The organism is Solirubrobacter ginsenosidimutans (assembly GCF_027587205.1).
The window spans coordinates 155,527-181,926 of record NZ_JAPDOD010000012.1; the positions used below are offsets into that span (position 1 = coordinate 155,527).

Here is a 26,400-nt window from a genome sequence, read left to right on the forward strand (position 1 = left end):
GAACTGTGGAAACCACAGGGCTGGACGCTGTCGACTTCCAGATCGTCAACGCGCTGCTCCGAAACGGAAGAGTCTCGTTCGCCGAGCTCGGCAAGGAGGTGGGTCTGAGCCCGCACGGCGCCGCCGACCGCGTCCGCCGCCTGCGGCGCACCGGCGTCATCACCGGCTTCACCGCCACCGTCGCGCTGGCCAACGTCGGCCGCTCACTCGACGCGTTCATCGACGTCCGCCTCCTCCCCTCCACGACGAGCGAGGCGTTCGAGGCCTTCGTGCTCGGCCTGCCGGCGGTGCAGGAGGTCGCGTTCGTGACGGGCCGCTTCGACTACCACGTGCGGGTGGCGTGCCACGGCGCGGAGGATCTCGACCAGACCGTCCGCGCGATCCGGCGCCAGGGCGCCGCGGCCTCAGAGACGCGGATCGTCCTGCGCGCCGCGACGAGCTCGCATCCGATCGGCTGACGCCGCGACGCCCGCCGTCACCGCCAGCGCGAGCAGCAGCGCCCAGGCGGGTCCGGGGCCGAGCGTCAGCAGCGCGCCCACGAGCGCGCCCGCGAACATCGCCGCGACGGCGACCAACCGGCGCGGCTTGAAGGCGCGAACGCCATCCGCCGCCAGCCCGGTGAGCGTCAAGGTGAGCACGGTGGTGGTGAGGTCCGGCACCGCGAGCTTGCGCGCGACGGCGTTCTGCCCACCCAGCGCCAGCGCCATCGTCACGATCAGGACGTAGCGCCAGTCTCCGTCGACGGGGTCGCCGGCGAGGAACGCGCCCGCACACGCGAGAGCGAGCAGCACGGCGGAACCCGTCGCGCCGGCCGCGAGCAGCGCGCCACGATCGGCGATCCGGCGGCCGAGCGCGCCACCCGCCGCGGCGCCGGCTCCAAACGCGGCGATCGCGGTCAGCGAGGCCGCGATCGACAGTCCGCTCTCCCCCGCGACGGCGAAGCCGAGGAGCACGACGTTGCCCGTCATGTTGGCCACGAAGACGCGGCCGAGGGCGATGTAGCTGACCGCGTCGACCAGGCCGGTTACGACCGTCAGGGCGACCAGGAGCGCCGGGAGGGAGCGGAGCGCTAGCTGACCTTCACCGTCATCTTCATGGACGAGTGGATCGTGCAGACGTACTTGAAGGTACCGGCCTTCGAGAAGGTCTTGGTGAAGGTGAAGCCCTTCTTCGACGACGTCGCCGAACCGGCCGCGCCGCTGGCGGGCGTGACGTTGTGGGGGACGCCGCCCTGCGTCCACTTCCACGTCACCTTCCCGCCCTTCTTGATCGAGACCGACGTCGGCGAGAACGCGTTGTTCTTCACCGAGACCGTCTTCGCCGACCCGGCTTGAGCCGGCACCACCGCGACGGCCGTGGCGAGTGAAGCGGCGACGACCGCGGCGGACAGCTTGCGCAGCATGGGGACTCCTTCGGATTGGCTCAACTCACCAACCACGACGCGGAGCCCGCCCGCTCTATTCCACGATCACCTCGACGCGCCCAGGCCACGGCGCGAGCAGCCCCGCGATCGGCTTCGCGTCCTCCTCCGAGGGAGCCTCGTAGACCCAGAACGCGTCCTTGACGGTGGGCGACGAGTAGTACGACGCGTCGCCCTTGTACGGGCAGTGCGACGTCGTGTCGGTCGGCGTGAGCAGATCCATGCGGACGTCCTCGCGCGGGAGGTAGTAGCGGGTCGGGAGTCCGGTCTCCTCCAGGGCGATCGCGCGCGTCGACTCGGCGAGCACTTCCCCGTCGAATTCGACGCGGACCTTCTGCTCGGTCGGGTGGGTGGAGATGCGGTGTCCGGTTGCGGCCATACCTACATGGTTGCGCACACAGCTTCTTGACCATTTCTTGAGCGGGGTTGAACTTCCGCTTGAACGTGCCGGCCGATATCCGGGATGTGCCCCGCTTCAGCTCCGATACCGACCACGTCGCCTCGCTCGTGTCTTCGATCGTGGCGCTCGCGAACCAGACCACGACGCTCGCGGTCGACTCGGCCATCGAGGCCGCCCGCGCGGAAGCAGCGGGAGCGGAACACGACGTCGCCCAGCACGTCAGCCGGCTCGCCGTCGGCGCGGCCGTGGCGACCGGCGAGATCGCCTGGCTGGCGCAGGAACTGGACTCCACGACCGCGGGCGACGTCCAGATCGCCGCCGCCGGCCTCGCCGTCACCGGCCTTCAGGCTTCACTGCTCTCGATCGCGGCCGCCGTGCAGGAGGCCGCCGAGAACGGCGGCCTCGGCGAGGCGTACACCGCCGCCGAGGCCATCCGCAACGCCGCGCTGACGCTGGACGAGCTGCTGCCGTCCTACCAGCCCGAGCGCTAGCCGGTCATCGAGAACATCGCGCCGAGCAGCGCGCCGCCGAGCGCCTTCGTCGGCTGCGGGTTCGGCGGGGCCTGGATCGTCACCGGCGTGCCGTAGTCGGAGAGCTTGATCGTCATGCTCACGGCCAGCGAGTTCAGCGGCACCTGCGAGCTGCCGGCCGCGCCGTTGAGCAGCTTGATCTGGGCTTCGGAGAGCTTGAAGTCGATGCCGAGCAGGTAGAGCAGCCCGTCTTTCTGGCCGGTCGCGAACCTGAGCTTGACCAGCGGGGCGATCGCGCGCAGCCCGGCCTGGTCGTCGGCGCTCATCGGCTGGCCTTCAGCCGCCGCGACCTTGACGATGCCGTCCGGGTTCAGCGTGCCGTCGAACTGCCAGGTCTTCTGCCCGTCGACCTCGTCGCCCTCGGTGACCTCGCCCTTGAGGACGTCGTTGCCGTACTGGCGCAGCTTCAGCAGCGCCTGCTTGAGCTCGGCCGGGTCGGTCGCGGTGCTCGACGTCGTGTCCTTGATGCCCTTGTCCGGGCCGTACCACGTGTTCATGAACTGGATGAAGCTCTGCTGATCATCCGCACGGATGCCCATCTGGTAGTCCTGCCCGGCGACGTTGGCCTTGCCGGCGATGTCGATGGCGTTCGCGCCGCCCTTGCCCGAGATGTCGAGCTTGATCGGCTTCTCGAGGAACGGCTTGATCTGCGGGTCGTCGGATGAACCGGCGACCGACGCGGTGACCTGGAACGCGGCGGACTTCTGACCGGTGGTCGCGGTGATCGCGTTGGTCAGCATCGCGGCCGGGGTGGGCGCGTTCGCGGACGACCCGCCACCGCCACCGCCGCCGGTCGTCGAGTCCTCGGCGCCGCACGCGGCGAGTGCGACGGCGCTCGTGATCAGTAGCGGCAATGCGATTCGCTTCATCATCACGTTCGACCATCGCAGACGATCGCGCGATCCGCGCCACCCTTCGGGGTGAACTTCACCACACTCAAGCTGATGCCGTCCTTCGAAGCCGATCCCCGCGTGGATGCCTACATCGACGCGCTGCCGGAATGGCAGCAGGCCATCTGCCACGAGGTGCGCGCCCTGGTCCACGCCGTCGACCCGGAACTGGTCGAGACGATCAAGCGCACCCGCCAGCCCTACTTCGTGCTGCAGGGCAACGTGTGCGCGCTGCTGGCCACCAAGGATCACGTCAACGTGTTCCTCTACGACGGCGCGATCGTCCCCGACCCAGACGGGATCATCACCGGCGGCCACGACAACCAGACGGCGCGCACGATGGCCGTCTATCGCGACGAGACGATCAACGCCCCCGCCTTCAGCGCGATGATCGGCCAGATCATCGCCAACAACCGCGCCGGTGGCTGGCGGGCGATCAAGCAGCGCGCCGGGGAATAGGCCGGACGGGCGTAGCGTTCTGCTCTGCGTATGAGCACACGGATGCGAGACCTGCTCGGGCAGGCGCGTCTCGAGCTGCGCTACGAGCCGGTCGAGAAGCGCGTGCGTGTGGGCACCATCATCGACACCACGCACGCCCTCCTCGTCTGGGAGCCGCGTCGCGTCGTTCCGTCCTACGCGGTGCCGGAGGAGACGATCCGTCCCACGCCCACGCCCTGGCCGCGCGAGGCCGCCCACGTCGACGGCGTCCTCCATCCCGGCATCCCGTTCGCCGTCCACACCGCCGCGGGTGAGCCGGTGACGATCGCAGAGCGCGCCGGCGCCGGGTTCAGGCTCGAGGACCTCCCGGGCTACGTGGTGCTCGACTTCGCCGCCTTCGACGAGTGGTACGAGGAGGACGAGCGGATCTTCGGCCATCCCCGCGACCCGTACCACCGCGTCGACGTCCGCCAGAGCTCCCGCCCGGTCCGGGTCGAGCTCGACGGCGTCCTCGTCGCCGAGACGACCCGCGCGCGGCTGCTGTTCGAGACCAACCTGCCGCTGCGCTTCTACTTCCCGCGCGAGGACATCCGCGGCGACCTGCGCCCGGGAACGCGCGAGCGAACGTATTGCCCCTACAAGGGTCACGCGTCGTACTGGTCGCTCGGCGAGCGCGAGCACGTCGCGTGGAGCTACGAACAGCCGCTGGACGACGCGGTCGCGATCACCGGCCTCGTCGCGTTCTGGGACGAGCAGGTCGATGTGTTCCTGGACGGCGAGCGCCGCGACCGTCCCGGCGGCCCGATCTCCGCGGCGCTGCGCGACGAGTTCGGCGTCTGAAGAGGGGCGAAAGTCAACTGCTCCGGCGAGGAGGGACGGTGAGCGAGCGTCGACTTTCGTGAGCAGAGCGCGAGAAACTCGACGCTCGCGTCGCGAGCGCGAACCTGACCGAGCACACGCTCAGACCGGCAAACGCGCACCACGGGCGCCCGGGCGGCGAGAAAGCGCCGCACCGTCGGGTGGTGCTCGCGATACAGGTCCCGGAAGGCCTCGGGATCTCGTGTGTCCATCGCTTTTGGAGATGTTCGCCCACCGCGGATCGTGACCGTCCGCGTCGCGAGTGGAATGCAAGCGACGTGCGTGGCGTCAAAGGAGGCTGAACCCTCTCAGGAGATACGAATGAACCCAGGACGTCCCACCCTCTGGCGACTGCTCGCCGGGGGCGCACTCGCCGCCGGAGCACTCGCCGCCACGACGGTTCCCGCGAGCGCCGCGGTCACCGCGACGTTCAATGCCGGCACCCTGTCGGTGACGGGCGACGCGCTCGACAACAACATGACGGTGAGCCGCGACGCGGCCGGCCGGATCCTCATCAACGGCGGCGCCGTCGCCGTGATCGGTGGCACGCCGACGGTCGCCAACACCACGCTGATCCGCGTCTTCGGCCTTGGTGGCAACGACGTCGTCACGATCAGCGAGGTCAACGGCGCGCTGCCCGCTACGAACCTGTTCGGCGGCGCGGGCAACGACGTCCTCACCGGCGGCTCGGGCAACGACCAGCTCTTCGGCGAGTCCGGCAACGACACGCTGCTCGGCAAGGGCGGCAACGACCTGCTCTTCGGCGGCGCCGACAACGACACGCTGACCGGCGGCGACGCCGACGACCAAGCCTTCGGCCAGGGCGGCGACGACCGCATGATCTGGAACCCGGGCGACGACACCGACCTCAACGAGGGCGCCGGCGGCACCGACACCGTCGAGGTCAACGGCGGCAACGGCGCCGAGCAGTTCACGACCACGGCCAACGGCACCCGCGTGCGCTTCGACCGCGTCACCCCCGCGCCGTTCTCGATCGACATCGGCACCTCCGAGAAGCTGACGCTCAACGCCAACGGCGGCGACGACACCTTCTCCGCGACCGGCAACCTCGCCGCGCTGATCTCGATGACGATCGACGGCGGGACGGGCAACGACCGGCTGCTCGGCGGCAACGGCGTCGACTTCCTGCTCGGCGGCGACGGCGATGACTTCATCGACGGCAACCAGGGCAACGACACCGCGTTCATGGGCGCGGGCGATGACACGTTCCAGTGGGATCCAGGTGACGGCAGCGACACCATCGAGGGCCAGGACGGCACCGACACGATGCTGTTCAACGGCGCCAACATCAACGAGCGCATGGAGGCCTCCGCCAACGGCGGGCGCGTGCGCTTCACCCGTGACGTCGCCAACATCGTCATGGACCTCAACGACGTCGAGTCGACCGTGGTCAACGCCCTCGGCGGCGCCGACACCCTCACCGTCAACGACCTCTCCGGCACTGACATGGTCAACGTCACCGAGGCGCTGGCGGCCAGTGGCGGCGGCGACGACGGCGCGGCCGACAACGTGATCGTCAACGCCACCAACGGCGATGACGTCGCGACGGTCGCCGGCAGCGCCGGCAGCGCGCAGGTGCTCGGCCTCGCCGCCCGCGTGAACGTCACCGGCGCGAACGCCGCCAGCGACCGCCTGACGGTCAACGCGCTCAACGGCGACGACGTCGTCGACGCCTCCGGCCTCGCGGCCAACGCGATCCTGCTGACCGAGGCGGGTGGCGACGGCGACGACGTGCTGCTCGGCGGCAACGGCAACGACACCCTGCTCGGCGGCAACGGCGACGACGTGCTGATCGGCGGCCCGGGCCAGGACGTGCTCGACGGCGGCCCGGGCGACAACGTCGTCCTCGACAGCTTCGCCGCCAACTCGGTGAAGTCGGCGAGCGCGGTCGGCTCGAAGTGGCTGAAGTCGCACGCCCGCACGGTCAACGGCAAGGCCGTGCTGAAGCTCGACGGCAAGCAGATCAAGCTGCCGCGCATCTCCCCGGCGCAGCTGCAGCGCGCGGCCGCGTCCGTCTAAACGACGCGGTCCCTACCGGCCGGCTACGACGTGGCCGGCCGGTAGGTGCACACCATCGCCCCGCTGCTCGCCGTCCGGCTGGAGACGAGCTCGAGCGGCCGTGCCGCGCCGTCGGCTGGGAAGATGCGCTTGCCGCCGCCGAGCAGGATCGGCGCGATCATCAGCACGAACTCGTCGACGAGGTCGTCGGCGACCAGCTGCTCGGCGAGCGAGGCGCTGCCGAGGACCTGCAGGGCGCCGCCGTCGCGTGCGCGCAGCTCGCGGATGGCGCCGATCGCGTCGCCGGCGGGCAGCAGCGTCGAGCCGGTCCAGGTGAGGTCGGCTTGCGAGAGCGTGCGCGAGGCGACGTACTTGGTGATCGTGTTGATCCGGTCCGAGAACGGGTCCCCGCCGCGCTCCGGCCAGGCAGAGGCGGCCACCTGCCACGTGCGGCGGCCGAAGAGCATCGCTTCCGTGCGCGACATGACGTCGTCGAAGGCCCCGCCCATGACCTCCGGGTCGAAGTACTTCATCGACCAGCCGCCGTGCGCGAAGCCGCCGTCGGTGTCCTCCTCCGGGCCGCCCGGAGCCTGGACGACGCCGTCGAGGGAGATGAATGCGGGAAGGATGATCTGCATGTCTACGCGAACGAACGGCCGCGTACCGGAATCGACACCGTACTCCGAGTTGGCACCCCGGCGCTCAGTAGCCGCGCACGACCGGGTTGGTCACGACCGCCTCGAGCGCGCTCGCCGGGATCTGCTTGATGCCGTTGAGCTCGTCGTCCTTCCAGCCGGGGTCGTTGGCGCCCGAGACGTACACGCGCGGTGAGCCGGCGTTGTCGGCGACGAGCGCGCCGTAGGTCTTCAGCGCCTGCGCGACGACCTTCGCCTGCCCGCGCAAGGCGCTGATGTCGTAGCTCGCCTTCAGCCGCACGCGCAGCCCCATCGGCGGCTGGTCGGGATCGGTGTTCGACGACGCCCAGTGCGTCGCCGGGTGGATGTAGGCCTTCTGCGTGGTCGGGATGGTGATCCGCAGCGCGTGGTTGATCGCGCCCGCGGCGACCTCGTCGTGGCGGGCGAGGCCGGGGAGGATCGGCAGGCCCGCCGCGTCCGCGGAGGTCCAGCGCTCCGGCCGCAGCGCACCCGACTTCAGGTCCCAGACCGCGCCGCTGTAGGCGTTCCAGCCCTGCCCGGAGCGCTCGGCGCCGTAGAGCTCGAAGAGCTTGCAGTCGCCCTGGCGCACCGTGAGCACGTGGCGGTCGCCGCCACCCTCGACCGGCGCGTCGGGCGGGACCGGGTACGGGCCGGGATCGGACTCGTCGGCGACCTCGAAGCTGATCGGGACGAGCGGCTGTGCGAACGGCACGCTGACGTACGGGATGCCGTACTCGCCGTCGCCGCCGAAGTCGGGCCACAGGACCATCGAGCCGAGCGCGCCGATGTAGTCGTGGGAGGTGTCGACCGGCGCGCTCGAGACGTCGCTGTTCCACGCGTTGTCCTTCGGGAAGACCGGGCAGTCGCCGATCAGCGGGCTGCCGGCGAACGCGTCGCCGGGCGGTGTGGGAGCCGGCGATTGCGGCTGTGGCGGGACGCGCTTGGAGACGAGCAGTTTGAAGCGCACCGTGCGGGCGGCGGCGCAGCGGCCCGCGCGGCACGGCCGGACGCTGTAGCGGTACGCCTTGCCGAGCTTCGCCTTGCGGTCGGTGTAGTGGGTCGCATTGCGCGCCATGCGTGCGTGGAGCCCGGCCCGGCGGACCTCGTAGCGCGTCTCCCCGCTCGCCCGGTCCTTCCACGTCAGGCGCACGCCGGCTCCGGCGGCCGTCGCCTTGAGCTTGGTGACGCTGCGCAGCTGGGCGGCGTCGGCGGGCGCGGCGAAGAGCAGGACCGCCCCGAGGACGGCGAAGAGAGTCCGCATGGCCCCTTTGTAGCCAAACCTCAGGGCCCGTCACCGATTGTCGAACGCTCGCGCAGCGCGCACGCTGGGGGCAATGCGCCGTCCTCCCCTCCTTCTCGCGCTCGCTGCGGTGCTCGTTGCCGCGAGCCCCGCCCACGCCGCGCCGCGCTGGAGCGGCGAAACCCTGCCCTTCGGCGACGTCCCAGCGCGTGAGCTGGACGCGAGTGCCGTGCTGGCGCCGGACGGGCGCGCCGTGTTCGCGCGCTTCGCCCCCGACGGCGCGCTGGAGGTGCGCGAGCGGCCGCCCGGCGGGCCGGTCGGCGCGACGATCACCCTCCCGCCGGTCACGGTCGAGCCGCCAGCGCGGCCGAACCTGCAGCTGCTGATGGGCGCGGACGGGACGGCCGCCGTGCTGTTCGACGCCGGCGGGGCCCGGTACGCGTCAATGCGAGCGCCGGGTGCGTACTGGACGGACCCCGAGCCGATCAGCCCCGCCGGCGCCGGGCCTGGGCAGGCCGCGATCGGGCCGGACGGCGCGCTGTGGGTGGCCGCGCAGTCCCCCGAGGACGCGACCGGCCTCGCGGTGTTCCGGATGACCGCCGGACACGCCGGCACGCGGGCGTCGTTCCCTGCCCCGAGGGCAGGCGCGCGAGACCTCTTCCCAGCGCTCGTCGCGCCGACGGCGGGAAGCGCACACGTCATCTACGTCGAGCGCGGCGCCACCGAGGCGGGTGCGGGCTGCGCGGTGCGGACGGCGGTGCTCGCCGTCGACGTGCCTGCGCAGGGCGCCAACCTCCCGCCGAGGCGGCTGGACGCCTTCGACGCCACCGGCGAGGGCACGCCGGACATCTGCCACCTGGCGGCAGGACAGATCATCGTCGGTTCGCCGCTGCTGGCCGCCGACGCCGCCGGCGCCGACACCGCCGTGTACTCCGTGGTCGCGCTCGAGTCGTTCACCGTGACGCCGCTCGCACGTCATCGCGAGTGGGGCGCGACATGGCCGACCTCCGGCACCGAGCCGCCGGAGGTCGTCAGCGACACCGACGCGATCGCCGAGCGGATCGTCGGCGGCGCCGGCGCTCCGCTGGTGGTGTTGCGCTCCGCGGACGGCAAGGCGATCACCACCCGCGGCGACGATCACTGGACGCCGGCCGCGCCGCTACTCGGTGAAGAGGACGCCAGCACGTTCCAGGCCGCCCGAACCGGCGCGGGAACGACGGTGTTCGCATGGGTCGTGGGTGCGTTCCCGGGGCGGACCGTCGGGCGCGTGGCGAATGCCTCCGGCGTGCTCGGCGCGCCGGTCACGCTCCGCGAGACGGGCTCCGTGATGCTCGCGGTCAGCGGCGACGCGCGCGGCAACGCGCTCGCGCTCTACAGCCGTCCGGGAGGCGACGCGTTCGTGCTCGGGGCGATCGACTACGACGTCGACGGGGAGCCGGAACCGGCGCCCTACCCGGACTCAGACCCGGTCGTCGAGGCTCCGCCGGAGATCGACACGAGCGAACCGCAGGAGCCGCCCACCATCGAGCCCTCCGCGCCGCCGGAGAGTGATGAGCGGGCACCGCGGCTGGAGCGTGTCTCGATCAGCCCCAAGCGCGTCCACGCCGGCCGCGCCGCGACGCTCGCGCTCGCGACGGACGAGGCGGGCCGCACCACGATCACGCTGACCAAGACCGGCCGCTGCGCGGCCCGGGCCTGCCCGCGGCGCACCATCTCGCGCGCGGTGCGGCCCGGAACCCAGCGCGTGCGCTTGCCGCGTCTCTCCGCCGGCGCCTGGACGCTGACCGTCGTCGTCACCGACGCAGCCGGCAACGCCTCACGCCCCCGCCACCTGCACCTCCACGTCGCAAGCTGACGCGTTGGTCCATTAAAAACCTAGACTTTCGCATACTGGGAATCGCTACCGCTGGAGAGGAGGATCGCGCCAGACCAGGAGGAGAGCGATGATCCCGAAGTCTCGGCGTGGCAAATCGTCCCGATGGTGGGCGCTGACGTCCACCTTGGCGGTCTTGCTGCTGGGAGGGCTTCCGGCGGTGAGCGTCGCCGCGTGCGAGAACCCTGTCGCCTGCGAGAACGCCAAGCCGGGCAGCGCGCCTTCGACCTGGCAGGTCGACGGCGCCGGCAGCTCGACGATCCAGGGCTATGCCACGACGATGAGCGTCAACAAGGGCGAGACGATTCGCTTCAGGGTCAAGACGCCCTCGACCTCGTACCACATCGACATCTTCCGGCTGGGTTACTACGGGGGCAACGGAGCCCGTCTGCAGGCGGGAGGGATCCGGCCGACCGCCACGCTCCCGCAGACCCAGCCCGCGTGCATCACGACGGCGGCGACCGGATTGATCGATTGCGGCAACTGGGCTCTCTCCGCCTCCTGGGCCGTGCCGGCCGATGCGGTCTCGGGCGTCTACATCGCGTTGCTCAAGCGCGACGACGCCAGCGGCGCCAGCCAGATCCCGTTCGTGGTGCGCGACGACGCCAGCAACTCCCAGATGCTCCTGCGCACGTCGGACTCGACGTGGCAGGCCTACAACTCGTACGGTGGCAACAGCCTGTACGCCTGCACGGTTTCCTGCCCGCCCGGTAACCCGAAGACGTACAAGGCCGCGTTCTCGGTCTCGTACAACCGCCCGTTCGACGGGACGCTCCCGCAGGACGGCGGCCGGTCCTACCTGTTCTACGCGGAGTACCAGTTCATCCGCTTCGTTGAGCGCAACGGCTTCGACGTCAGCTACACCAGCCAGGCCGATGTGGCATCGAACCCCGCGCGGCTGCTCGACCACCGGCTGATCATTTCCAGCGGGCATGACGAGTACTGGTCAGGCCCGGAGCGCAACAACGTCGAGGCGGCGCGCGACGCGGGCGTCAACCTCGCGTTCTTCAGCGGCAACGAGGTCTTCTGGAAGACGCGGTGGTCGACGAGCGCGCTCGACGGCGGCGCGAACCGCACGCTGACCTCCTACAAGGACACGCACTTCGATGCCCCCACCGACCCGGTGGCGTGGACGGGCACATGGCGCGACCCGCGCTACACGCCGCCCGCCGATGGCGGGCGCCCGGAGAACGCGCTCACCGGCCAGCTGTTCATCATCAATTCCGGCTCCTCTGACATCAAAGTGCCGGCGGCGTACAAGAACTTCCGGCTCTGGCGCAATACCGCCGTCGCCAACCTCACGGCGGGCCAGACCAGGACACTCGCCCCGGGCGCGAACACGCTCGGCTACGAGTGGGACGTCGACACCGACAACGGCTTCCGCCCGAAGGGCGCGATCCAGCTCTCGTCGACGACGGTCAGCGGCGTCGAGTCGTTCACCGACTACGGCAGCTCGACGCAGCTCAACACGACGCAGACGCACCACCTGATGCTCTACCGCGCGGCCAGCGGAGCGCTGGTCTTCGGCGCGGGCACCGTCCAGTGGGCGTGGGGGCTGGACACCACGAACGCCTGGAACGCCAACGGAGCGCCCGCCGCCGCCACGCCTGACCCCGTCATGCAACAGGCGACCGTCAACCTCTTCACCGACATGGGTGTGCCGGCGACGACGCTGATGTCCGGGCTCATCGCCGTCACCGCCAGCACCGACACAACCGCGCCCACGTCGACGATCACATCTCCCGCTCCCGGCGCGACGATCGCCGACGGCACCGCGGTCACGATCACCGGCACCGCCTCCGACAGCGGCGGCACCGTCGCCGGCGTCGAGGTGTCCACCAACGGCGGCGCGACATGGCACCCGGCCACGGGTACAACCTCGTGGAGCTACAGCTGGGTCGCACACGGCGCGCCGACGACGACGATCCTCACGCGCTCGTCCGACGACAGCGCGAACCTCGAGACGCCGTCGGCCGGCGTCACCGTCACGATCGGTTGCCCGTGCACGATGCTCGGGTCCACCGTTCCCACCATCGTCGACGAGAACGACCCCAACGGGGTCAGTGTCGGCGTCCGCTTCAAGGCCGACCTCGATGGGACGATCACCGGCGTGCGCTTCTACAAGGCCGCGGCGAACACCGGCACGCACGTCGGCCAGCTGTGGACGTCGGGGGGAACGCTGCTGGCCAGCGGCACCTTCGGCAGCGAGACGAGCAGCGGATGGCAGGTCCTGAGCTTCGCGACGCCGGTCGCGGTCACGGCGGGAACGACGTACGTTGCGTCATATCACGCGCCGCGCGGGCACTACTCCGTCACGCTGGACGACTTCTACATGCCGAGCCCGGTGGGTGGGAACGTGCTCGACTCGGCGCCGCTCCGCCCCCTCGGGGCCAACGGCGGCACGCTCAACGGCGTCTACACCTATTCCGGCACGCCCGGCTTCCCGGTCTCCAACGGCAGCGGCGAGAACTACTCGGTCGACGTCCTCTTCGTCCCGAAGCTCCCGCCCGGGCCGGTGAGCCTGGTCACCGCCACGGCCGGCCCCGGGCAGGCGACGGTAAACTTCCTCGCACCGGCCAGCGGCGGCTCGCCGTCGCGCTACACGGTGACGCCGTACGTCGGCACGACCGCGCAGACGCCGGTCGTCGTCGACGGCACCCCGCCGCCGACCTCGATCCTCGTCGGCAACCTCGATCCGGGCATCTCGTACACGTTCAAGGTGACGGCGAGCAACGGCAGCGGCTCGAGCCCGGCGTCGGCGGCGTCGAACGCGATCACGCCGAACGCGCCGACCGTCCCGGGCGCCCCGACCGGGCTCGTCGCCGGCGTGGCCAACGCGTCGGCCACGGTCCGGTGGACGGCCCCAGCCGATGGCGGTCGCACGATCACCCGCTACACGATCACCCCCTACCTCGCCGGCGTGGCCAAGCCGTCGACGACCGTCACCGGCTCGCCGGCGCCGACGTCAGCGGTCGTGCCTGACCTGCTCAACGGCTCCTCGTACACGTTCAAGGTGACGGCGACCAACGCCGTGGGAGACGGGCCCGAGTCCGCCGCGTCCAACGCGGTCACTCCCAATCCGGCGCCGCGCTTCATCCAGCAGGTGTCGGGCCGCAACCCGAGTGGGTCGACGCTCGCGCTGACACCTCCCTCGGCGATCACGGCAGGTGACCGGCTGGTCGTCCTCGCGGGCGTCTGGAGCTCGGGCAACGCCAAGATCTCCGGGGTCACCGACGCCGCGGGGAACACGTACACGAAGCTCACGAGCATCGTCGCCTCCGAGGCCACCGAGCTCAGCGTGTGGACCGCGCCGATCACGGCGGGAGGCGGCACGCGGCCGGCGATCACCGTCACCGCGACGGGCGGTGCTGACATCGGTGCCGCGGCGCTGCAGTACTCCGGGCTGTCCAGCGCGGCTGGCCTGGGCTCGGTCGATGCGCTGAAGACCGCGACGGGCACGTCGGTCGCCGCGGACTACGTGACGTCCGGTCCCACCCCGACCCTCACGGGCGACAACGAGCTCGCCGTCGGCTTCTACGTCGATTCCGGGTTCGGCCGCGCGCTCGGCGCCGACCCGCAGTTCACCCAGCGCGTCAACGTCTCCCCGACCTCGGACATGGAGTTCCTCGTGGAGGACACGACCGTCGGGCGCTTCGACGTGCCCGCGGCGCGCGTCATGACCGGCCCCTCGATCCCCTGGTCAATGGCGACCGTGGTGTTCAAGAGCGGCGTGCCCGCGCCGCCGGCGCTCGGCGTGAGCCCCACGAGCGTATCGTTCGCCGGCACCGTCGGTGCCACGAGCCCCGCGGCCAAGACCCTGAGCATCACCAATCCAGGAGGCGGGACGCTGTCGTGGTCGGCGAGCGAGAGCGCGAGCTGGCTCGGCCTTTCCCCCTCGAGCGGCACCAACGCGGGCACGATCACGCTCACGCCCGACGTCACCGGCCTGGCCGCCGGGACGTACACGACCGACGTGACGGTCACCGCCCCAGGCGCAACCGGCGCACCCGCGACCATCCCGGTGACCTTCACGGTCACCGCCCCGGTACCGCCGGCGCTCTCGGTCGCGCCGACGAGCCTGGCGTTCAGTGCGACAGCAGGCGGAGCGGCCCCCGCGGCGAAGACGCTCGCGGTCTCCAACACCGGGGGTGGAACGCTCAGCTGGACGACGTCCGACGACGCGTCGTGGCTGACCGTCACGCCGGGTTCCGGCAGCGGCGCCGGCACGGTGACGGTCACACCGTCGATCACCGGCCTGGACCCCGGCGCGTACACGGCGACCGTGACGGTCGCCGCCTCGGGCGCCACCGGCTCGCCGGCCTCGATCCCGGTCACGCTCACGGTCGCGGCGCCGACTCCGCCGGCGCTCGCCGTCACGCCGACGACGCTGGCGTTCTCGGCGACCGTGGGTCAGGCGAGCCCCGCGGCGAAGACGGTCGCGGTGAGCAACACCGGGTCGGGCGCGCTGGACGTCAGCGCCGCTGACGACGCGGCGTGGCTGACCGTCACTCCGGCCACCGCCACGGCGCCCGCGACGCTCACCGTCACGCCGAACAGCACCGGGCTGGCGGTCGGCACCTACAGCGCGACCGTCACGGTCACCGCGACGACCGCCGGAGCCACGGGCTCGCCCAAGACGATCGGCGTGACCCTCACGGTCGCGGCCGCTCCGACGAGCCTCGTCGGCGCCTGGGGCTTCGACGAGGCCTCCGGCGCGACGGCGCAGGACGCGTCGGGCCGCGGGAACGTCGGCACGATCGACGGGGCGACGCGCTCGCCGTCCGGGAAGTTCGGGGGAGCGCTCAGCTTCGACGGCGTCAACGACCTGGTGACCGTCGCCGACGCCAACTCGCTCGACCTGACGACCGGGATGACGATGGAAGCGTGGATCCGCCCGACGGCAATCGGGGGCCTCTGGCGCTCGGTGATGATCAAGGAGCAGCCGTCGAACCTCATCTATGCGCTGTATGCGGATGACAGTGGGGGCAAGCCGGCCGCCCACATCTTCACCACCGCAGACAAGGGCTCGAGCGGAGCCGCGGCCACCGTCGCGAACGCCTGGACGCACCTCGCCGCCACGTACGACGGAGCGAACGTGCGGATCTACGTCAACGGGGTGCTGTCCTCCACGAAGGCGATCACCGGCGCGATCAAGGTGTCGACCGGGGCGTTGCGCATCGGCGGCAACAGCATCTGGGGGGAGTGGTTCACCGGACTGATCGACGAGGTCCGGCTCTACAACCGCGCCCTCACCGTCGCCGAACTGCAGGCGGACATGGCGGCGCCGATCAACCCCGCCTAGGGCAGGAAGAGCGAAAGCGGGCGGCGCGTCCATGCGCCGCCCGCAGCGCTGTCAGTCGAACGCCTCGGCCACGAGGCGCAGATGCGCGTTGCGGCGCAGCTGCTCGAGGCAGCGGCCGCGGATCGGGCCGATGCTCCCGACCGGGATGCCGAGATCGCGCGCGATGTCGTGGTAGCTGCCCGCGGCCTCGTCGAACAGCGCCCGCATCAGGTCGCGGTGGCGCGGAGGCAGCGAGTCCAGGGCGCGGGTGACGGCCGCGCGGCAGGCCGCGGCGTCGAGGTGCGCCTCGGCCTCGTCGCTCGCCGTCGTGGCGCCGCCGAGGTCGTCCGCGGTGGGCAGCTCGTGCGAGCCGCGCTCGCGCATGCGCAGGCTCTCGCGGCGCGCGGTGGTGGTCAGCCAGCCGCCGAGCGCGTGCGGCTCGCGCACGCCGCCGATCCCGCGCATGAGCCGCAGCCACGTGTCCTGCACCGCGTCCTCGGCCTCGTGCAGGCTGAGGCCGTGCGAGCGGGCGACGCGCAGCAGGTGCGGCTCGAAGCGGCGGACGAGCTCTGCCCAGGCGAATTCGTCGCCGGTCGCCGCGCGGGCCACCAGTCCGTCGAGGCCGGTCGCCTTGCTCGGCGGCCGGCGGCGGCTGAAACGCGCGGTGCGCTCCGCCTGGACGGAGCGCAGGTAGTCGTCGACGACGTGGTGATGCAGGATGACGGTAGGGCTCATGGGGCACTCCAGGCGGGGGAGTTCGAGTGCCACCAACCATCTGAGGCGCCGGTTACAGCGCGCCTGCGGTGCGGTTACAGCCGCTTACAGCGCCGTCATCGCGTCTTCGCGCGCGGCTTCAGCGTCCAGCTCTCACCCGCCTTGTCCTTGACCACGACGCGGAACGTCTTGCGTCCTGGAAGCCGCTTCAGCGTGATCGTCTGCCGGGTCTTGACGCTGCGGCGCTTGGCGCCGGGCGCGGTGAGCGTGGCGCTCTTGATCGCGGCGCCGTCGCGGCCCGCGGTGATGCGGACGGTGAGCCGGTGGCCGTGGCGGGTGAGCGCGACGGTCGGCGCGCAGCCGGCGACCTTCATCCGTGCACTGACGTTCGCCACGACGCCGCTGTGCGCGGTGAAGGTGCCGCGGATCGTCTGGCGCGGGCCGGTGCAGAGGTCGCGCCGGAGCGTCAACGGCATCGTCGCGCCGCCGGTGAAGGAGAGCGCGAACTGCTCGAGCGGGACGTCGGGGATGCCGTTGAACGTGTTGTGGATGACGCCGTCGGCGCCCGGCAGCCCCACCTCGCCGAACAGCGGCAGCGTCACCGCGCCGGTCAGCGACAGCGCGAGCCCGGGGAGCGAACCCGCCTGCGGCACGGCGAACGTGACCGGGCTGGTCAGCGCCGTCGGCAGCAGCGGCGTGGTCGCCGTCGCCGTACCGACCCGCGCGCCGGCGGGGCACGCGGAAGCAGCGAACACGGCGGGCGCGCAGGCCTTGGCGAGCCGCTTGAGATCGGCGGTGAGAACAGGCGGTAGACCCACGTTGGCGACGGCGGTCGCCGCGTTGCCGGCGGGCACGGTGACGACGACGCGCAGCGCCGGCGCCTTGCCGGGCGCCGTCTGCCCGCGCTTGCCGATCGTCGCCTCGATCCGGGGCGAGAACGGCAGCCCGGCGCAGTCGGTCGCCTGGTACGGCGCGGTCACCGTGCTGGTGCCGCCGTCGGCGCCCTCGAGCACCGCGCGGACCTCCTGGGGCGCGCAGCTGGACGCGTTGAGGATGAAGCCGGGACGGTCGAACGTGAGCGCGAGCTGCCGGATCGACACCGGCACGCCGCCGATCAGCCGCGGCAGCGGGGTCGTGCGCACGGTCAGGCCGCCGTCGGGGCGCAGCGCGATGCTCCCGCGGACGATCACCGTGCCGAGGTCGACCGGCCCGACCTTGCCGGGGATGACGATCGCGAGCCCCGCGAACCCACCGTCATACGCGCCCGTGAGGTACACGGCGCCGTTCAAGGCCACCGGCGCGTCGCCGGTACCGGCGAGCGAGCTGACCGAGCCGACCCGCGACTCGGCCGGGCAGGCGCCCGCGTCCGCGGCCGCGTCGGCGCACACCGGCACGCCCTTCAGTGAGCCGGCCAGGCCGGGCGGGAGCTCGGTCGTGACCCGCGTGAGGTCCTGCGTGCCGTCGGCCCGCGAGACCTCGAGCGTCACCGCGCCGGCCGGGCGTCCGGCGGCGGTCGAGTCGGCGCCGATGCGCAGCGCGGGGTTGAACGCGGCGAGCGTGCACGCGCCGCCGTGGCCGTCGGCGTCGATCGTGAAGCTCGCGCCCACGGTCTTGGGCGCGGTGCCGCTCCACGGTGTGAGCACCGCGCTGAGGTTCTTCGTCCCGCACGAGGAGGGATTGGCCAGCACCGCGTGCGACCCGCCCTGGAACGTGAGCGCGAACGACGTGAACGGGACCTGTGGAAGGTTGTCGAAGATCGTCGTGATCTGGCCCGTCGCAGGGTCGAGCTTCACGTCGCCTGGGATCTTCACGAGCACGCCGGAGCCCTGCACAACGATGTAGAGGCGGAAACCGTCGCCGAAATACACCTTTCCGCCGAGCGATCCCAGCAACGGGGTCACAAAGGTCACCGTGCCGACCTGCGAGGCCGCCGGGCAGCCGTCGCCGGACGTGAACTGCGCGTCGGTGCACGCCTGTAGCCCGTTCGCCACGCCGGGCGAGAGCGTCGTGCCGACCGGCAGCGCGATCTCGGCGCGGCGCACGTGCGCCTGATCGGCGGGAAGTGTGAGCGTGACCGTCGCACCGCTGGGCACGACCCGCTGGGACGTGTCGAGCTTCGCGGCGATCGACGGCGCGAACGGCACGTTCGCGCAGCCCGTGGGCGTGAAGGTGGCGGAGGCGGGCGCGTCGGCTTCGATCGAGACCGTCGCCGGGGCGCACGACGTCGGCAGCCGCATGAAGACGTGGTCGGGCATCGTGCCGTAGAGCGTGATGTCGAGCTGCGTCAGGCCGAGGTCCTTGTCGTCGAGCTGCGCGATCGTCGAGTCGAGCCCGCCGTCGGGCCGCAACGTCACCGACGCCTGGTTGCGGACGCGGACGACCGTGAAGCCGATGTCGATGCCCAGCCGGGCCGGCTCGCCGGGCTGCGGCACGAGGTTGTAGACGTAGCCCGAGGCGGGCAGCGGCACGATCTCGCGGCTCAGCGCCGACGCGCGCCCGACCCGGGTCTCCTCGGGGCAGGCGCCGGCCTCGAAGGTTGCGACGGCGCACTTGGGCACCGCGTTCGGGTTCCCGACCAGCCCGGGCGGGAAGTGCAGCGCGACCCTCGTCGGGGTCGCGTCGAAGTCGTCGTGGATCGTGACGTCGGCGTGGGCGCCGGCTTGCGTCGTGGACGGCGTGACGGTGAACGAGGCCTGGGCTGGGGCGGCGAAGGCGAGGAAGAACAGTGCGGCGATAACGGCTTTCACACCCGCCAACGGTAGGTACTGACGCCGTGTCATGTCGCAGTTGCCCGGCAACTAGGGGAACCCCCGATGTACTCCCTTCGTCTGACCAGCAGTCTCCGCGCCCTGAGCGTTTTGAAACCGGCAAGGAGACCTTCGGAAATGACCTGCATGGATGCGAGGCGAGGACGGAGCGCGGCGATTTGGCTGCTCTCCGCGCTGTTCGCCCTCGTCGGGGCGGACGTCGCAACGGCGGCCACGGCCCCGGCACTGAAGCTCTCGAAGCTCTCCGGAGTGCCGGCGACGGTGACTCCCGGCGCAACCTTCACCGTCAAGTTGACGGTGAAGAACGCCGGCAAACGCAAGGCGAAGGCCCAGACGGTCAGCGTCTCCCTGACCAAGCTCAAGCTCGCCGGTGCCGTGAAGGTCAAGGCGCTCGCCCCGCGCAAATCGGCGACCGTCAAGGGCAAGGTCACCGTCCCGAAGACCGCCGCGGCCGGCACCTACAAGCTCACGGCCTGTGTCGGCAAGGCCTGCACGACCGGCGCGACCGTCACCGTCAAGGGCGGGCAAGGCGATCAGGGCGGCACCACCGCTCCTGCCCCGCCCGCGCGTCCAGCGGGCGACACGGTCAACCTCCCGCCGGGGCCGGCCCCGCTGCCGAGCGACCCGCACACGGACCCGACGCCGACCGCCACCCCGGTCGCGACCGCCACGCCCGATCCCGTCGTCGCGGACCCCAAGGACGCCGCGCCGCCGCTGGACCCGGGGGCCGCCACCTCGGTCTATGACTCCTCGAAGTTCCTCTACAGCGGCGCCAACCCGATCCAGCGCGACGTCGCGGCGGGCGCGATCGAGCCCAAGCAGGTCGCGGTCCTGCGCGGCCACGTCCAGGACCGGGCGGGCGTGGCGATCGGCGGCGTCCGCGTCACCGTGCTCGACCACCCCGAGCTGGGCGAGACCAACACCCGCGCCGACGGCGCGTTCGACATCGCGGTCAACGGCGGCGGCGTGACGCTGGAGTTCGTCGTCGCCGGCTTCCTCCCGGTGCAGCGCACGCTCGCGCCGGGCTGGCAGGACTACGAGACGCTCGACGACGTCGTGATGGTCCCGGTCGACCCGAACGTGAAGGTCGTCGACCCGGACTCGACCGCGCCCTTCCAGGTCGTCCGTGGTTCCGAGACCGACGACAAGGACGGCGAGCGCCAGGGCACGCTGCTGTTCCCGAAGGGCGTCGAGGGCTCGATGGAGCTCGCGAACGGGCGCGCGAAGCCGCTCGACGAGATGAAGGTCCGCGTCACCGAGTTCACCTACGGCGACCAGGGCGACGAGGCGATGCCGGGCTCGCTGCCCGCCAACAGCGGCTACACGTACGCCGCCGAGTTCAGCGTCGACGAGGCGCTGAAGGCCGGTGCAACGCAGGTCAACTTCGACAAGCCGCTCATCAACTACACCGAGAACTTCATCGGCGCGCCGGTCGGCAGCGCCGTGCCCACCGGCTACTACGACCGCGAGAGCGCCGAGTGGAAGGGCGCGAAGAACGGCCGCGTCATCAAGATCCTCTCCGAGTCGGGTGGCATCGCCGCCGTCGACACCGACGGCGACGGCAAGGCCGACGCCGGCACGGACCTCGGCATGACCGACGACGAGCGCAAGCAGCTCGCGACGCTCTACGCGCCCGGCCAGGAGCTGTGGCGCGTGCTGATCACCCACTTCACCCCGTGGGACCACAACTGGCCCTACGGCCCGCCGCCCGGCGCCAAGCCGCCGCAGTTGAAGGAGTTCGAGTGGAAGGACCCCAACGACCCCTGCCAGCAGAAGGGCTCGACGATCGGCTGCGAGACGCAGACGCTGCAGGAGGCCGTCCCGGTCACCGGCACCGGCATGACCCTGAACTACTCGACCGACCGCACCCCCGGCTGGAAGGTCGACGAGACCATCAACATCCCCGTCGTCGGCCCGACCGTGCCGCCGCGGCTGAAGGGCGTGCAGCTGACGATCGACGTCGGCGGCGAGAAGATCGAGAAGCGCTGGTGCGACCCGAACTTCCCGACCACCGGCGCGGAGACCTGCAAGGACTACCCGCTGATCACGCCCAACATCAGCCTGCCGTTCAAGTGGGACGGCAAGGACGCCTATGACCGCACGGTCCAGGGCCGCGTGACGGCCACGATCCAGGTCATCTACGTCTACGAGTTCAACTACTACGGCGTCGACAGTGACGGCTGGGAGTCGAGCTTCAGCCAGTTCGGCTCGGACACCCAGGTCTTCGACGGCCGCTACTCGTGTGGCAACCGCTCCGGCACGATGGACACGCACTTCTTCTGCGGCGTCCCGGTCGGCCAGACGATCACGCGGGCGATCGGTTCGTGGGACGCGCGGACGACCAACGGGCTCGGCGGGTGGTCGCTGAGCGATCACCATGCGTACGACCCCGTCGAGCGAGCGCTGCACCGCGGCGACGGCGCGACGATCCGCGCCGAGGCGCTCCCGCCGGTCGTCAACAAGATCGCGGGCACGACCAACACCGGCGTCGGCGGCGGCCGTGGGGACTCCAACTACCCCAAGGACGGCCAGCTCGCGACCGACGCCAACATCGACTACATGGGCGACTACGTCCGCTCGCCCGACGGCAACCTCTACCTCTACAACGGCCTCAATCGCAACGACGTCTTCCGGATCAGCCGCGACGGCAAGATCTATCTGTTCGCCGGCAACGGCGCCCGCGACCGGGTGCTCTCCGGCGATGGCGGCCCGGCGAAGAACGCGGGGCTCGGCGCCGTCTCCGCCCTGGCGGCCGCGCCGGACGGCTCGCTGCTGATGGCGGCGTACTCGATCGACAACTACGCCAACGTGATCCGGCGCTTCAGCGCGGACGGCTCGCTGGTCGAGACGATCGCCGGCAACGCGACCGCCCGCACCGCGCCGCTGGGCGACGGCAAGCCGGCGCTCGAGGCGCACGTCGGCCAGGTCAATGACATGACCACCGCGCCCGACGGCACGATCTACTGGGTCGAGCGCAACAGCCCGACCAACGGCTACAAGGGCCTGCTGCGCAAGCTCGCCCCGGACGGCATCGTCACCACGGTCGCCGGCCTGGGCACGAAGCCCGCGGGCCTCACCGGCGCGCCCGCCGCTGACATCGCGCTCGGCAGCGATCCGAAGGGCGTCGCGGTCGGGCCGGACGGCTCGCTCTACGTCGCGCTCGGCGCCGAGAAGATGGTCGTGCGGATCGATCCGGCGGGCACCGCCACGCGCTTCGCCGGCAAGGGCGTCAGCAGCGAGCGCGGCGCGATCAAGACGGGCGGCGCCGCGAACGCGTCGTATATCGACGGGGTCTATTCCGTCGCGGCATCGGCCGATGGCACCGTGTACTTCCGCATCTCCGGCTATGACACCAGCCCGTCCTCGGGCGTGATCCTCAAGGTCGATGCCAGTGGCACGCTGCTGCAGGCCGCCGGGCGCCTGATCGGCACGTGTGGCACCGGCCAGCCGGTGGGCGAGGCCGCGACCAGCGTGTGCATGCAGAACCACTCGATGACGATCGGCGTCGACGGTGACGGCGGCGTGACGTTCGCCGACGGCCGCTACCTGATCCGCAAGGTCGCGCCGCCGCTGCCGGGCTTCGACGCCGAGGGCCTCGCCCTGCCGTCGAGCGACGGGCTCGAGGTCTACGAGTTCGACCGCAACGGGCGCCACCTGCGCACCCGCGACGGTCTCACCGGCGCCGTCATCAAGACGTTCGAGTACGACGCCGCCAAGCGGTTGGTCGGCATCGTCGACGCGTACGGCAACCGCACGCGGATCGAGCGCGACGGCGCGGGTGTGGCGACGGCGATCGTCGCCCCCGGCGGGCAGCGCACGGCGCTGGCTTTGAACGCCGACGGGTTCCTCGAGAGCGTGTCGAATCCGGCGGCCGAGGCGTACCGCTTCACCTACCACGACGCGGGCGGGCTGCTCGCTTCCTTCAAGAAGCCGAGCGGCGCGACCACCCGCTTCGAATACGACTCGGGCGGGCGGCTGGCGAAGCATCTCGGCGCCGACGGCGAGCAGCGCACGCTCACCCGCACCGAGGGCGAGTTCGGCCCGACGGTGACGATCAAGACCGCGGGCGGCAAGGAGACCAAGTACTCGATGGAGGTGCTCGCCGACGGCGATCGCCGCCGCACCGTCGAAGACCCGAGCGGCGCCAAGAGCGTCTCCGTCGTCCACACGAACGGCATCACCGAGCTGACCGCGCCCGACGGTACGAAGACCGCGGTCGAGTACGCGCCCGACCCCCGCTGGGGCAGCGCGGTCCAGGTCGTCGCCGACAAGACGGTGACGACGCCGAGCGGGAAGACGACGCACACGAAGCGCAGTGACTCCGTGACGCTGCGCGACCCGCGCGACGTGTTCTCGATCAGCGCGATGCGGACGACGTTCGACATCGACGGCAAGACCTCGTCGTGGGCCTACGCGGACCCCGACGCGGCCAAGCCCAACGACCAGACGGTCACGCAGACCAGCGCCGAGGACCGTGAGACGGTGCAGACGATCGATCGCACCAGCCGCGTGCTCAAGCAGACGCTGGGCACCGGCGTGAACGCGATCGAGTACGCCTACGACGAGCTCGGCCGCCCGAAGTCGATGAAGCAGGGCTCGGAGCAGACGACGTTCGCCTACGACGCGAAGTTCCGGCTGGCCAGCAGCACCGACGCGGCCGGCAACGCGACGACCTACGGCTACGACGACGCCGACCGGGTGGTGGAAAAGCGCCTGCCCGGGAACCGGACCTACAAGTACACCTACGACGCCGACGGCAACGTGGCGACGATGACGACGCCGCTCGGCAAGAAGCACACGTTCTCCTCCACGGGCGACGACCGGCCGAAGGCCTACACGCCGCCGGGCGCCTCCGCCTACGAGCGGGCGTACTCGACGGAGCGCACGCTCGACTCGACCAAGCTGCCCAGCGGCGCCGTCTCGGGGATGAGCTACGACGCCGGCGGCCGGCTGACCGCGGAGAACCACGTGCAGAGCAAGCGCACGTTCGCCTACGACGGCGTGCAGGACCGCTTCGACACGGTCACGCGCGAGCTGGCCGACGGCGCGGGCAAGCAGGGCATCAAGTACGCCTACGACGGCATCATGCCCGCGAGCCTGGAGTTCACGGGCGCCGCCACCGGCCGCTACGACTACACGATCGGTGCCCGCATCCTGCCCACCAGCGAGAAGCTGACCGTGGGCGCCACCGAGATCACCCGCGCGCTGGGGTTCGACGACGACCGCCTGGAGACGAAGACCGGCCCGTTCTCGATCGAGCGCAACGGTCCCGCCGGCGCGGTCTCCAAGATCACCGACGGCAAGCTGGCGCTGACCTACGCCTACGACGCGAACGGGCGCCCGGCGACGCGGACGCTGGCCGTCGGCGGCAGCGAGCGCTTCTTCCAGAAGCTGACGTTCGACAGCCGCGGGCTCGCGAGTGGTCGCGAGGAACGCGTCAACGGCGGCGCGGCGGACACGCTGGCCTACAGCTACGACGGCAGCGGGCAGCTGCTGACCGTCAAGCGCGGCGCGACCACCGTCGAGAGCAACACCTACGACGGCAATGGCAACCGGCTCGGCGGCGGTGCCGTCTACGACGACCGCGATCGCCTCACCTCCCGCGGCAGCACCGCCTACACGTGGGACGCCGACGGCTTCCTGACCGGCCGTGGCGGCGACACGTTCGCCTACAGCCGGAGCGGCGAGCTGCTCACGGCGACCGTCGGCGGCTCGACGACGGCATACATGTACGACGCCTTCGGGCGCCGCACCAGCGCGGGCGGGGTGAAGTACCTCTACGGCAACCCCAAGAACGTGTTCCAGGTGACCGCGACGGTCGACGGTGTGGGCGTGGTCACGACCTACTACTACGACAGTGACGACCGCCTGTTCGCGGCCGAGCGCGGCGGCGAGCGCTATTACGTCGGAGTTGACGCGGTCGGCTCGCCGCGGATCGTGGTCCGTGCGTCCGACGGCTCCGTCGTGCGCACGATCAACTACGACGCGTACGGCGTCGAGAAGGACGTCACGGGCTCGTTCGAGCTGGCGATCGGCTACGCCGGCGGCCTGCGCGACGCGCTCACCGGCTTCGTGCGCTTCGGCGCGCGCGACTACGACCCGGCGGCCGGCCGCTTCACCGCAAGCGACCGGACCTTCTTCCGCGGCAGCGCGGAGAACCTCTACATGTACGCGAGCAACAACCCGATCACGCAGAAGGACCCGTCCGGCCTCGGCTGCGGCGGCTGGTCGGCCTACGGCGGCGGTGGCGGTGGCTTTCAGCTCTGCCGCGACAACAAGCTCGACTGGGGCGCCGATTGGTCGATCTGCGTCGAGGGCGGCGTCGGCGGAGGCGGCGGCCTTGACATCGACGCCGTCGGCGGTGCCCAGGACACCGGCGTCGCCGTCTTCGCCGAGGCCACGGCGAAGATGGGCATGGTCGGCGGCACCGTCGGCGGCGAGCTCGACCTCGGCTGCATGACCGGCAAGCTCGGAGCCAAGGCGATGTACGGCTTCGGAACCGTCGGCATCGACACCGCCGGCGGCTTCTCCGTCGGCGGCGGCCAGAACGACCTGCCGATGCCGGGTGCCCGCCTCGAAGGCAAGATCGGCATCAAGGCCTGCAAGAAGTTCGGCTTCATCTAGGCACCCGTCCCCCCCCCCGAGGGAGGGGGTCAGATGTGCCACGTCGACGGGCAGTGGTCCCGAAACCACCTGTGAGGTGGATTCGGGACCACTCGGTCCTCCGGACGTGTCCCTCAGCCCGCGTCGAGCGCGGCACCAAGTGCCTGCCGCGACCGCACACCGAGCTTCACGAACGCGCCCGAGAGGTGGGTCTCGATCGTCTTCTCACTGAGAAAGAGCGTCTCGGCGACCGCGCGGTTGGTGAGGCCTCCGGCGACGAGCCGCGCGATCTCGAGCTCGCGCACGGTGAGCGCCGCGGGTCCCGCCGCGTCGGCGCGTCCCGCGCGGCCGGCGCGGTTGACGCGCCGGCCGATCCGACGCAGCTCCCGCACCGCCTCGGCTCGCAGGTGGCTGGAGGGAGCGTCGACGAGCAGCCCCTCGGCGGCGCGCAGCTGTTCGGCGGCGCCGTCGCGGTCGCCGGCGGCGGCGAGCGCGCGACCGGCGACGATGCGCCCGCGCGCGGACTCGACCGCGAGCCCGAGCGCGTCCGTGGCGGCGACCGAAGTGAGCGCGAGCGACGCGGCCGCGCGCGCATCGGGGGCCGATGGCCGCCGACCGCCCGCAGCCGCGTCGCGGGCCGGTGCGACAGCGGCTTCGCCGCCACGCGCTGCGCCGTTCAGCGCCGCAGCGCGGCGCGCCGGCGCGTCGTC

At 71.4% G+C, this 26,400-nt stretch carries 17 protein-coding genes; 8 read left to right on the forward strand and 9 right to left on the reverse strand.

Annotation, left to right across the window (positions count from 1 at the left end):
* The first annotated feature begins 5 nt into the window (after positions 1-5).
* A complete protein-coding gene (locus OM076_RS14655; RefSeq protein WP_270040742.1) occupies positions 6-458 on the forward strand; it encodes an Lrp/AsnC family transcriptional regulator in 453 nt (150 codons plus the stop codon).
* Here the strand turns inward: OM076_RS14655 and OM076_RS14660 are convergent.
* The 3 genes from OM076_RS14660 to OM076_RS14670 are packed head-to-tail and all read right to left on the reverse strand — an operon-like array spanning position 405 to position 1,799.
* On the reverse strand, positions 405-1,115 hold the full coding sequence (locus tag OM076_RS14660) for a YoaK family protein (RefSeq protein ID WP_270040759.1): 711 nt from the start codon (positions 1,113-1,115) through the stop codon (positions 405-407). The two genes, OM076_RS14655 and OM076_RS14660, sit on opposite strands and share 54 nt — an antisense overlap.
* Positions 1,070-1,402 carry a cupredoxin domain-containing protein gene (locus OM076_RS14665; protein ID WP_270040743.1) on the reverse strand — a complete coding sequence of 111 codons (333 nt, stop codon included), beginning with the start codon at positions 1,400-1,402 and terminating at the stop codon, positions 1,070-1,072. Before OM076_RS14665 ends, OM076_RS14660 begins: the two co-directional genes overlap by 46 nt.
* 55 nt (positions 1,403-1,457) lie before the next feature.
* Complete coding sequence (locus tag OM076_RS14670; protein WP_270040744.1) at positions 1,458-1,799, reverse strand: DUF427 domain-containing protein; 342 nt, start codon at positions 1,797-1,799, stop codon at positions 1,458-1,460.
* Positions 1,800-1,846: 47 nt separating this feature from the next.
* Between OM076_RS14670 and OM076_RS14675 the strand changes: the two genes are divergently transcribed.
* The gene (locus OM076_RS14675) at positions 1,847-2,311 is read left to right on the forward strand and encodes a hypothetical protein (RefSeq protein ID WP_270040745.1); all 465 of its coding nucleotides are present in this window, start codon (positions 1,847-1,849) and stop codon (positions 2,309-2,311) included.
* Here OM076_RS14675 and OM076_RS14680 read toward each other — a convergent pair.
* Positions 2,308-3,222 (reverse strand): hypothetical protein, encoded by a 915-nt coding sequence (locus OM076_RS14680; protein ID WP_270040746.1) that lies wholly within the window; start codon positions 3,220-3,222, stop codon positions 2,308-2,310. The two genes, OM076_RS14675 and OM076_RS14680, sit on opposite strands and share 4 nt — an antisense overlap.
* Before the next feature lie 72 nt (positions 3,223-3,294).
* Between OM076_RS14680 and OM076_RS14685 the strand changes: the two genes are divergently transcribed.
* The 3 genes from OM076_RS14685 (at position 3,295) to OM076_RS14695 (ending at position 6,576) form a co-directional block, all read left to right on the forward strand.
* Complete coding sequence (locus tag OM076_RS14685; protein ID WP_270040747.1) at positions 3,295-3,699, forward strand: DUF1801 domain-containing protein; 405 nt, start codon at positions 3,295-3,297, stop codon at positions 3,697-3,699.
* Positions 3,700-3,741: 42 nt separating this feature from the next.
* Entirely contained in the window at positions 3,742-4,518 is a 777-nt protein-coding gene (locus OM076_RS14690) for a DUF427 domain-containing protein (protein ID WP_270040748.1), read from the forward strand.
* 339 nt (positions 4,519-4,857) lie between these two features.
* A complete protein-coding gene (locus OM076_RS14695) occupies positions 4,858-6,576 on the forward strand; it encodes a calcium-binding protein (RefSeq protein WP_270040749.1) in 1,719 nt (572 codons plus the stop codon).
* A 23-nt stretch (positions 6,577-6,599) separates the two neighbouring features.
* Here the strand turns inward: OM076_RS14695 and OM076_RS14700 are convergent, their stop codons facing one another.
* Entirely contained in the window at positions 6,600-7,193 is a 594-nt protein-coding gene (locus OM076_RS14700) for a dihydrofolate reductase family protein (RefSeq protein WP_270040750.1), read from the reverse strand.
* 64 nt (positions 7,194-7,257) lie between these two features.
* Positions 7,258-8,472 carry a fibronectin type III domain-containing protein gene (locus tag OM076_RS14705; protein WP_270040751.1) on the reverse strand — a complete coding sequence of 405 codons (1,215 nt, stop codon included), beginning with the start codon at positions 8,470-8,472 and terminating at the stop codon, positions 7,258-7,260.
* Positions 8,473-8,545: 73 nt separating this feature from the next.
* On the opposite strand from OM076_RS14705, the gene OM076_RS14710 reads away from it, so the two are divergent.
* Together OM076_RS14710 and OM076_RS14715 are read left to right on the forward strand one after the other, a co-directional pair.
* Positions 8,546-10,306, forward strand: a complete 1,761-nt coding sequence (locus OM076_RS14710; protein ID WP_270040752.1) for a hypothetical protein — start codon at positions 8,546-8,548, stop codon at positions 10,304-10,306.
* A gap of 154 nt (positions 10,307-10,460) precedes the next feature.
* On the forward strand, positions 10,461-15,626 hold the full coding sequence (locus OM076_RS14715) for a N,N-dimethylformamidase beta subunit family domain-containing protein (RefSeq protein WP_270040753.1): 5,166 nt from the start codon (positions 10,461-10,463) through the stop codon (positions 15,624-15,626).
* Positions 15,627-15,677: 51 nt separating this feature from the next.
* On the opposite strand, the gene OM076_RS14720 is transcribed toward OM076_RS14715, so the two are convergent.
* Together OM076_RS14720 and OM076_RS14725 are read right to left on the reverse strand one after the other, a co-directional pair.
* Positions 15,678-16,340, reverse strand: a complete 663-nt coding sequence (locus tag OM076_RS14720; RefSeq protein WP_270040754.1) for an RNA polymerase sigma factor — start codon at positions 16,338-16,340, stop codon at positions 15,678-15,680.
* Positions 16,341-16,435: 95 nt separating this feature from the next.
* Complete coding sequence (locus tag OM076_RS14725) at positions 16,436-19,066, reverse strand: hypothetical protein (protein ID WP_270040755.1); 2,631 nt, start codon at positions 19,064-19,066, stop codon at positions 16,436-16,438.
* Between the two features lie 138 nt (positions 19,067-19,204).
* Here OM076_RS14725 and OM076_RS14730 point away from each other — a divergent pair, with 138 nt between their 5' ends.
* Entirely contained in the window at positions 19,205-25,711 is a 6,507-nt protein-coding gene (locus OM076_RS14730; protein ID WP_270040756.1) for an RHS repeat-associated core domain-containing protein, read from the forward strand.
* Positions 25,712-25,824: 113 nt separating this feature from the next.
* On the opposite strand, the gene OM076_RS14735 is transcribed toward OM076_RS14730, so the two are convergent.
* On the reverse strand, positions 25,825-26,400 hold a 576-nt coding region (locus tag OM076_RS14735), incomplete at its 5' end, for a helix-turn-helix transcriptional regulator (protein WP_270040757.1).

Coding starts and splice junctions, on each gene's coding strand:
- OM076_RS14665 (WP_270040743.1), bottom strand. CDS start 1,402: ATGCTGCGCAAGCTGTCCGCCGCGGTCGTCGCCGCTTCACTCGCCACG.
- OM076_RS14670 (WP_270040744.1), bottom strand. CDS start 1,799: ATGGCCGCAACCGGACACCGCATCTCCACCCACCCGACCGAGCAGAAG.
- OM076_RS14680 (WP_270040746.1), bottom strand. CDS start 3,222: ATGATGAAGCGAATCGCATTGCCGCTACTGATCACGAGCGCCGTCGCA.
- OM076_RS14685 (WP_270040747.1), top strand. CDS start 3,295: ATGCCGTCCTTCGAAGCCGATCCCCGCGTGGATGCCTACATCGACGCG.
- OM076_RS14690 (WP_270040748.1), top strand. CDS start 3,742: ATGCGAGACCTGCTCGGGCAGGCGCGTCTCGAGCTGCGCTACGAGCCG.
- OM076_RS14695 (WP_270040749.1), top strand. CDS start 4,858: ATGAACCCAGGACGTCCCACCCTCTGGCGACTGCTCGCCGGGGGCGCA.
- OM076_RS14700 (WP_270040750.1), bottom strand. CDS start 7,193: ATGCAGATCATCCTTCCCGCATTCATCTCCCTCGACGGCGTCGTCCAG.
- OM076_RS14705 (WP_270040751.1), bottom strand. CDS start 8,472: ATGCGGACTCTCTTCGCCGTCCTCGGGGCGGTCCTGCTCTTCGCCGCG.
- OM076_RS14710 (WP_270040752.1), top strand. CDS start 8,546: ATGCGCCGTCCTCCCCTCCTTCTCGCGCTCGCTGCGGTGCTCGTTGCC.
- OM076_RS14720 (WP_270040754.1), bottom strand. CDS start 16,340: ATGAGCCCTACCGTCATCCTGCATCACCACGTCGTCGACGACTACCTG.
- OM076_RS14730 (WP_270040756.1), top strand. CDS start 19,205: ATGACCTGCATGGATGCGAGGCGAGGACGGAGCGCGGCGATTTGGCTG.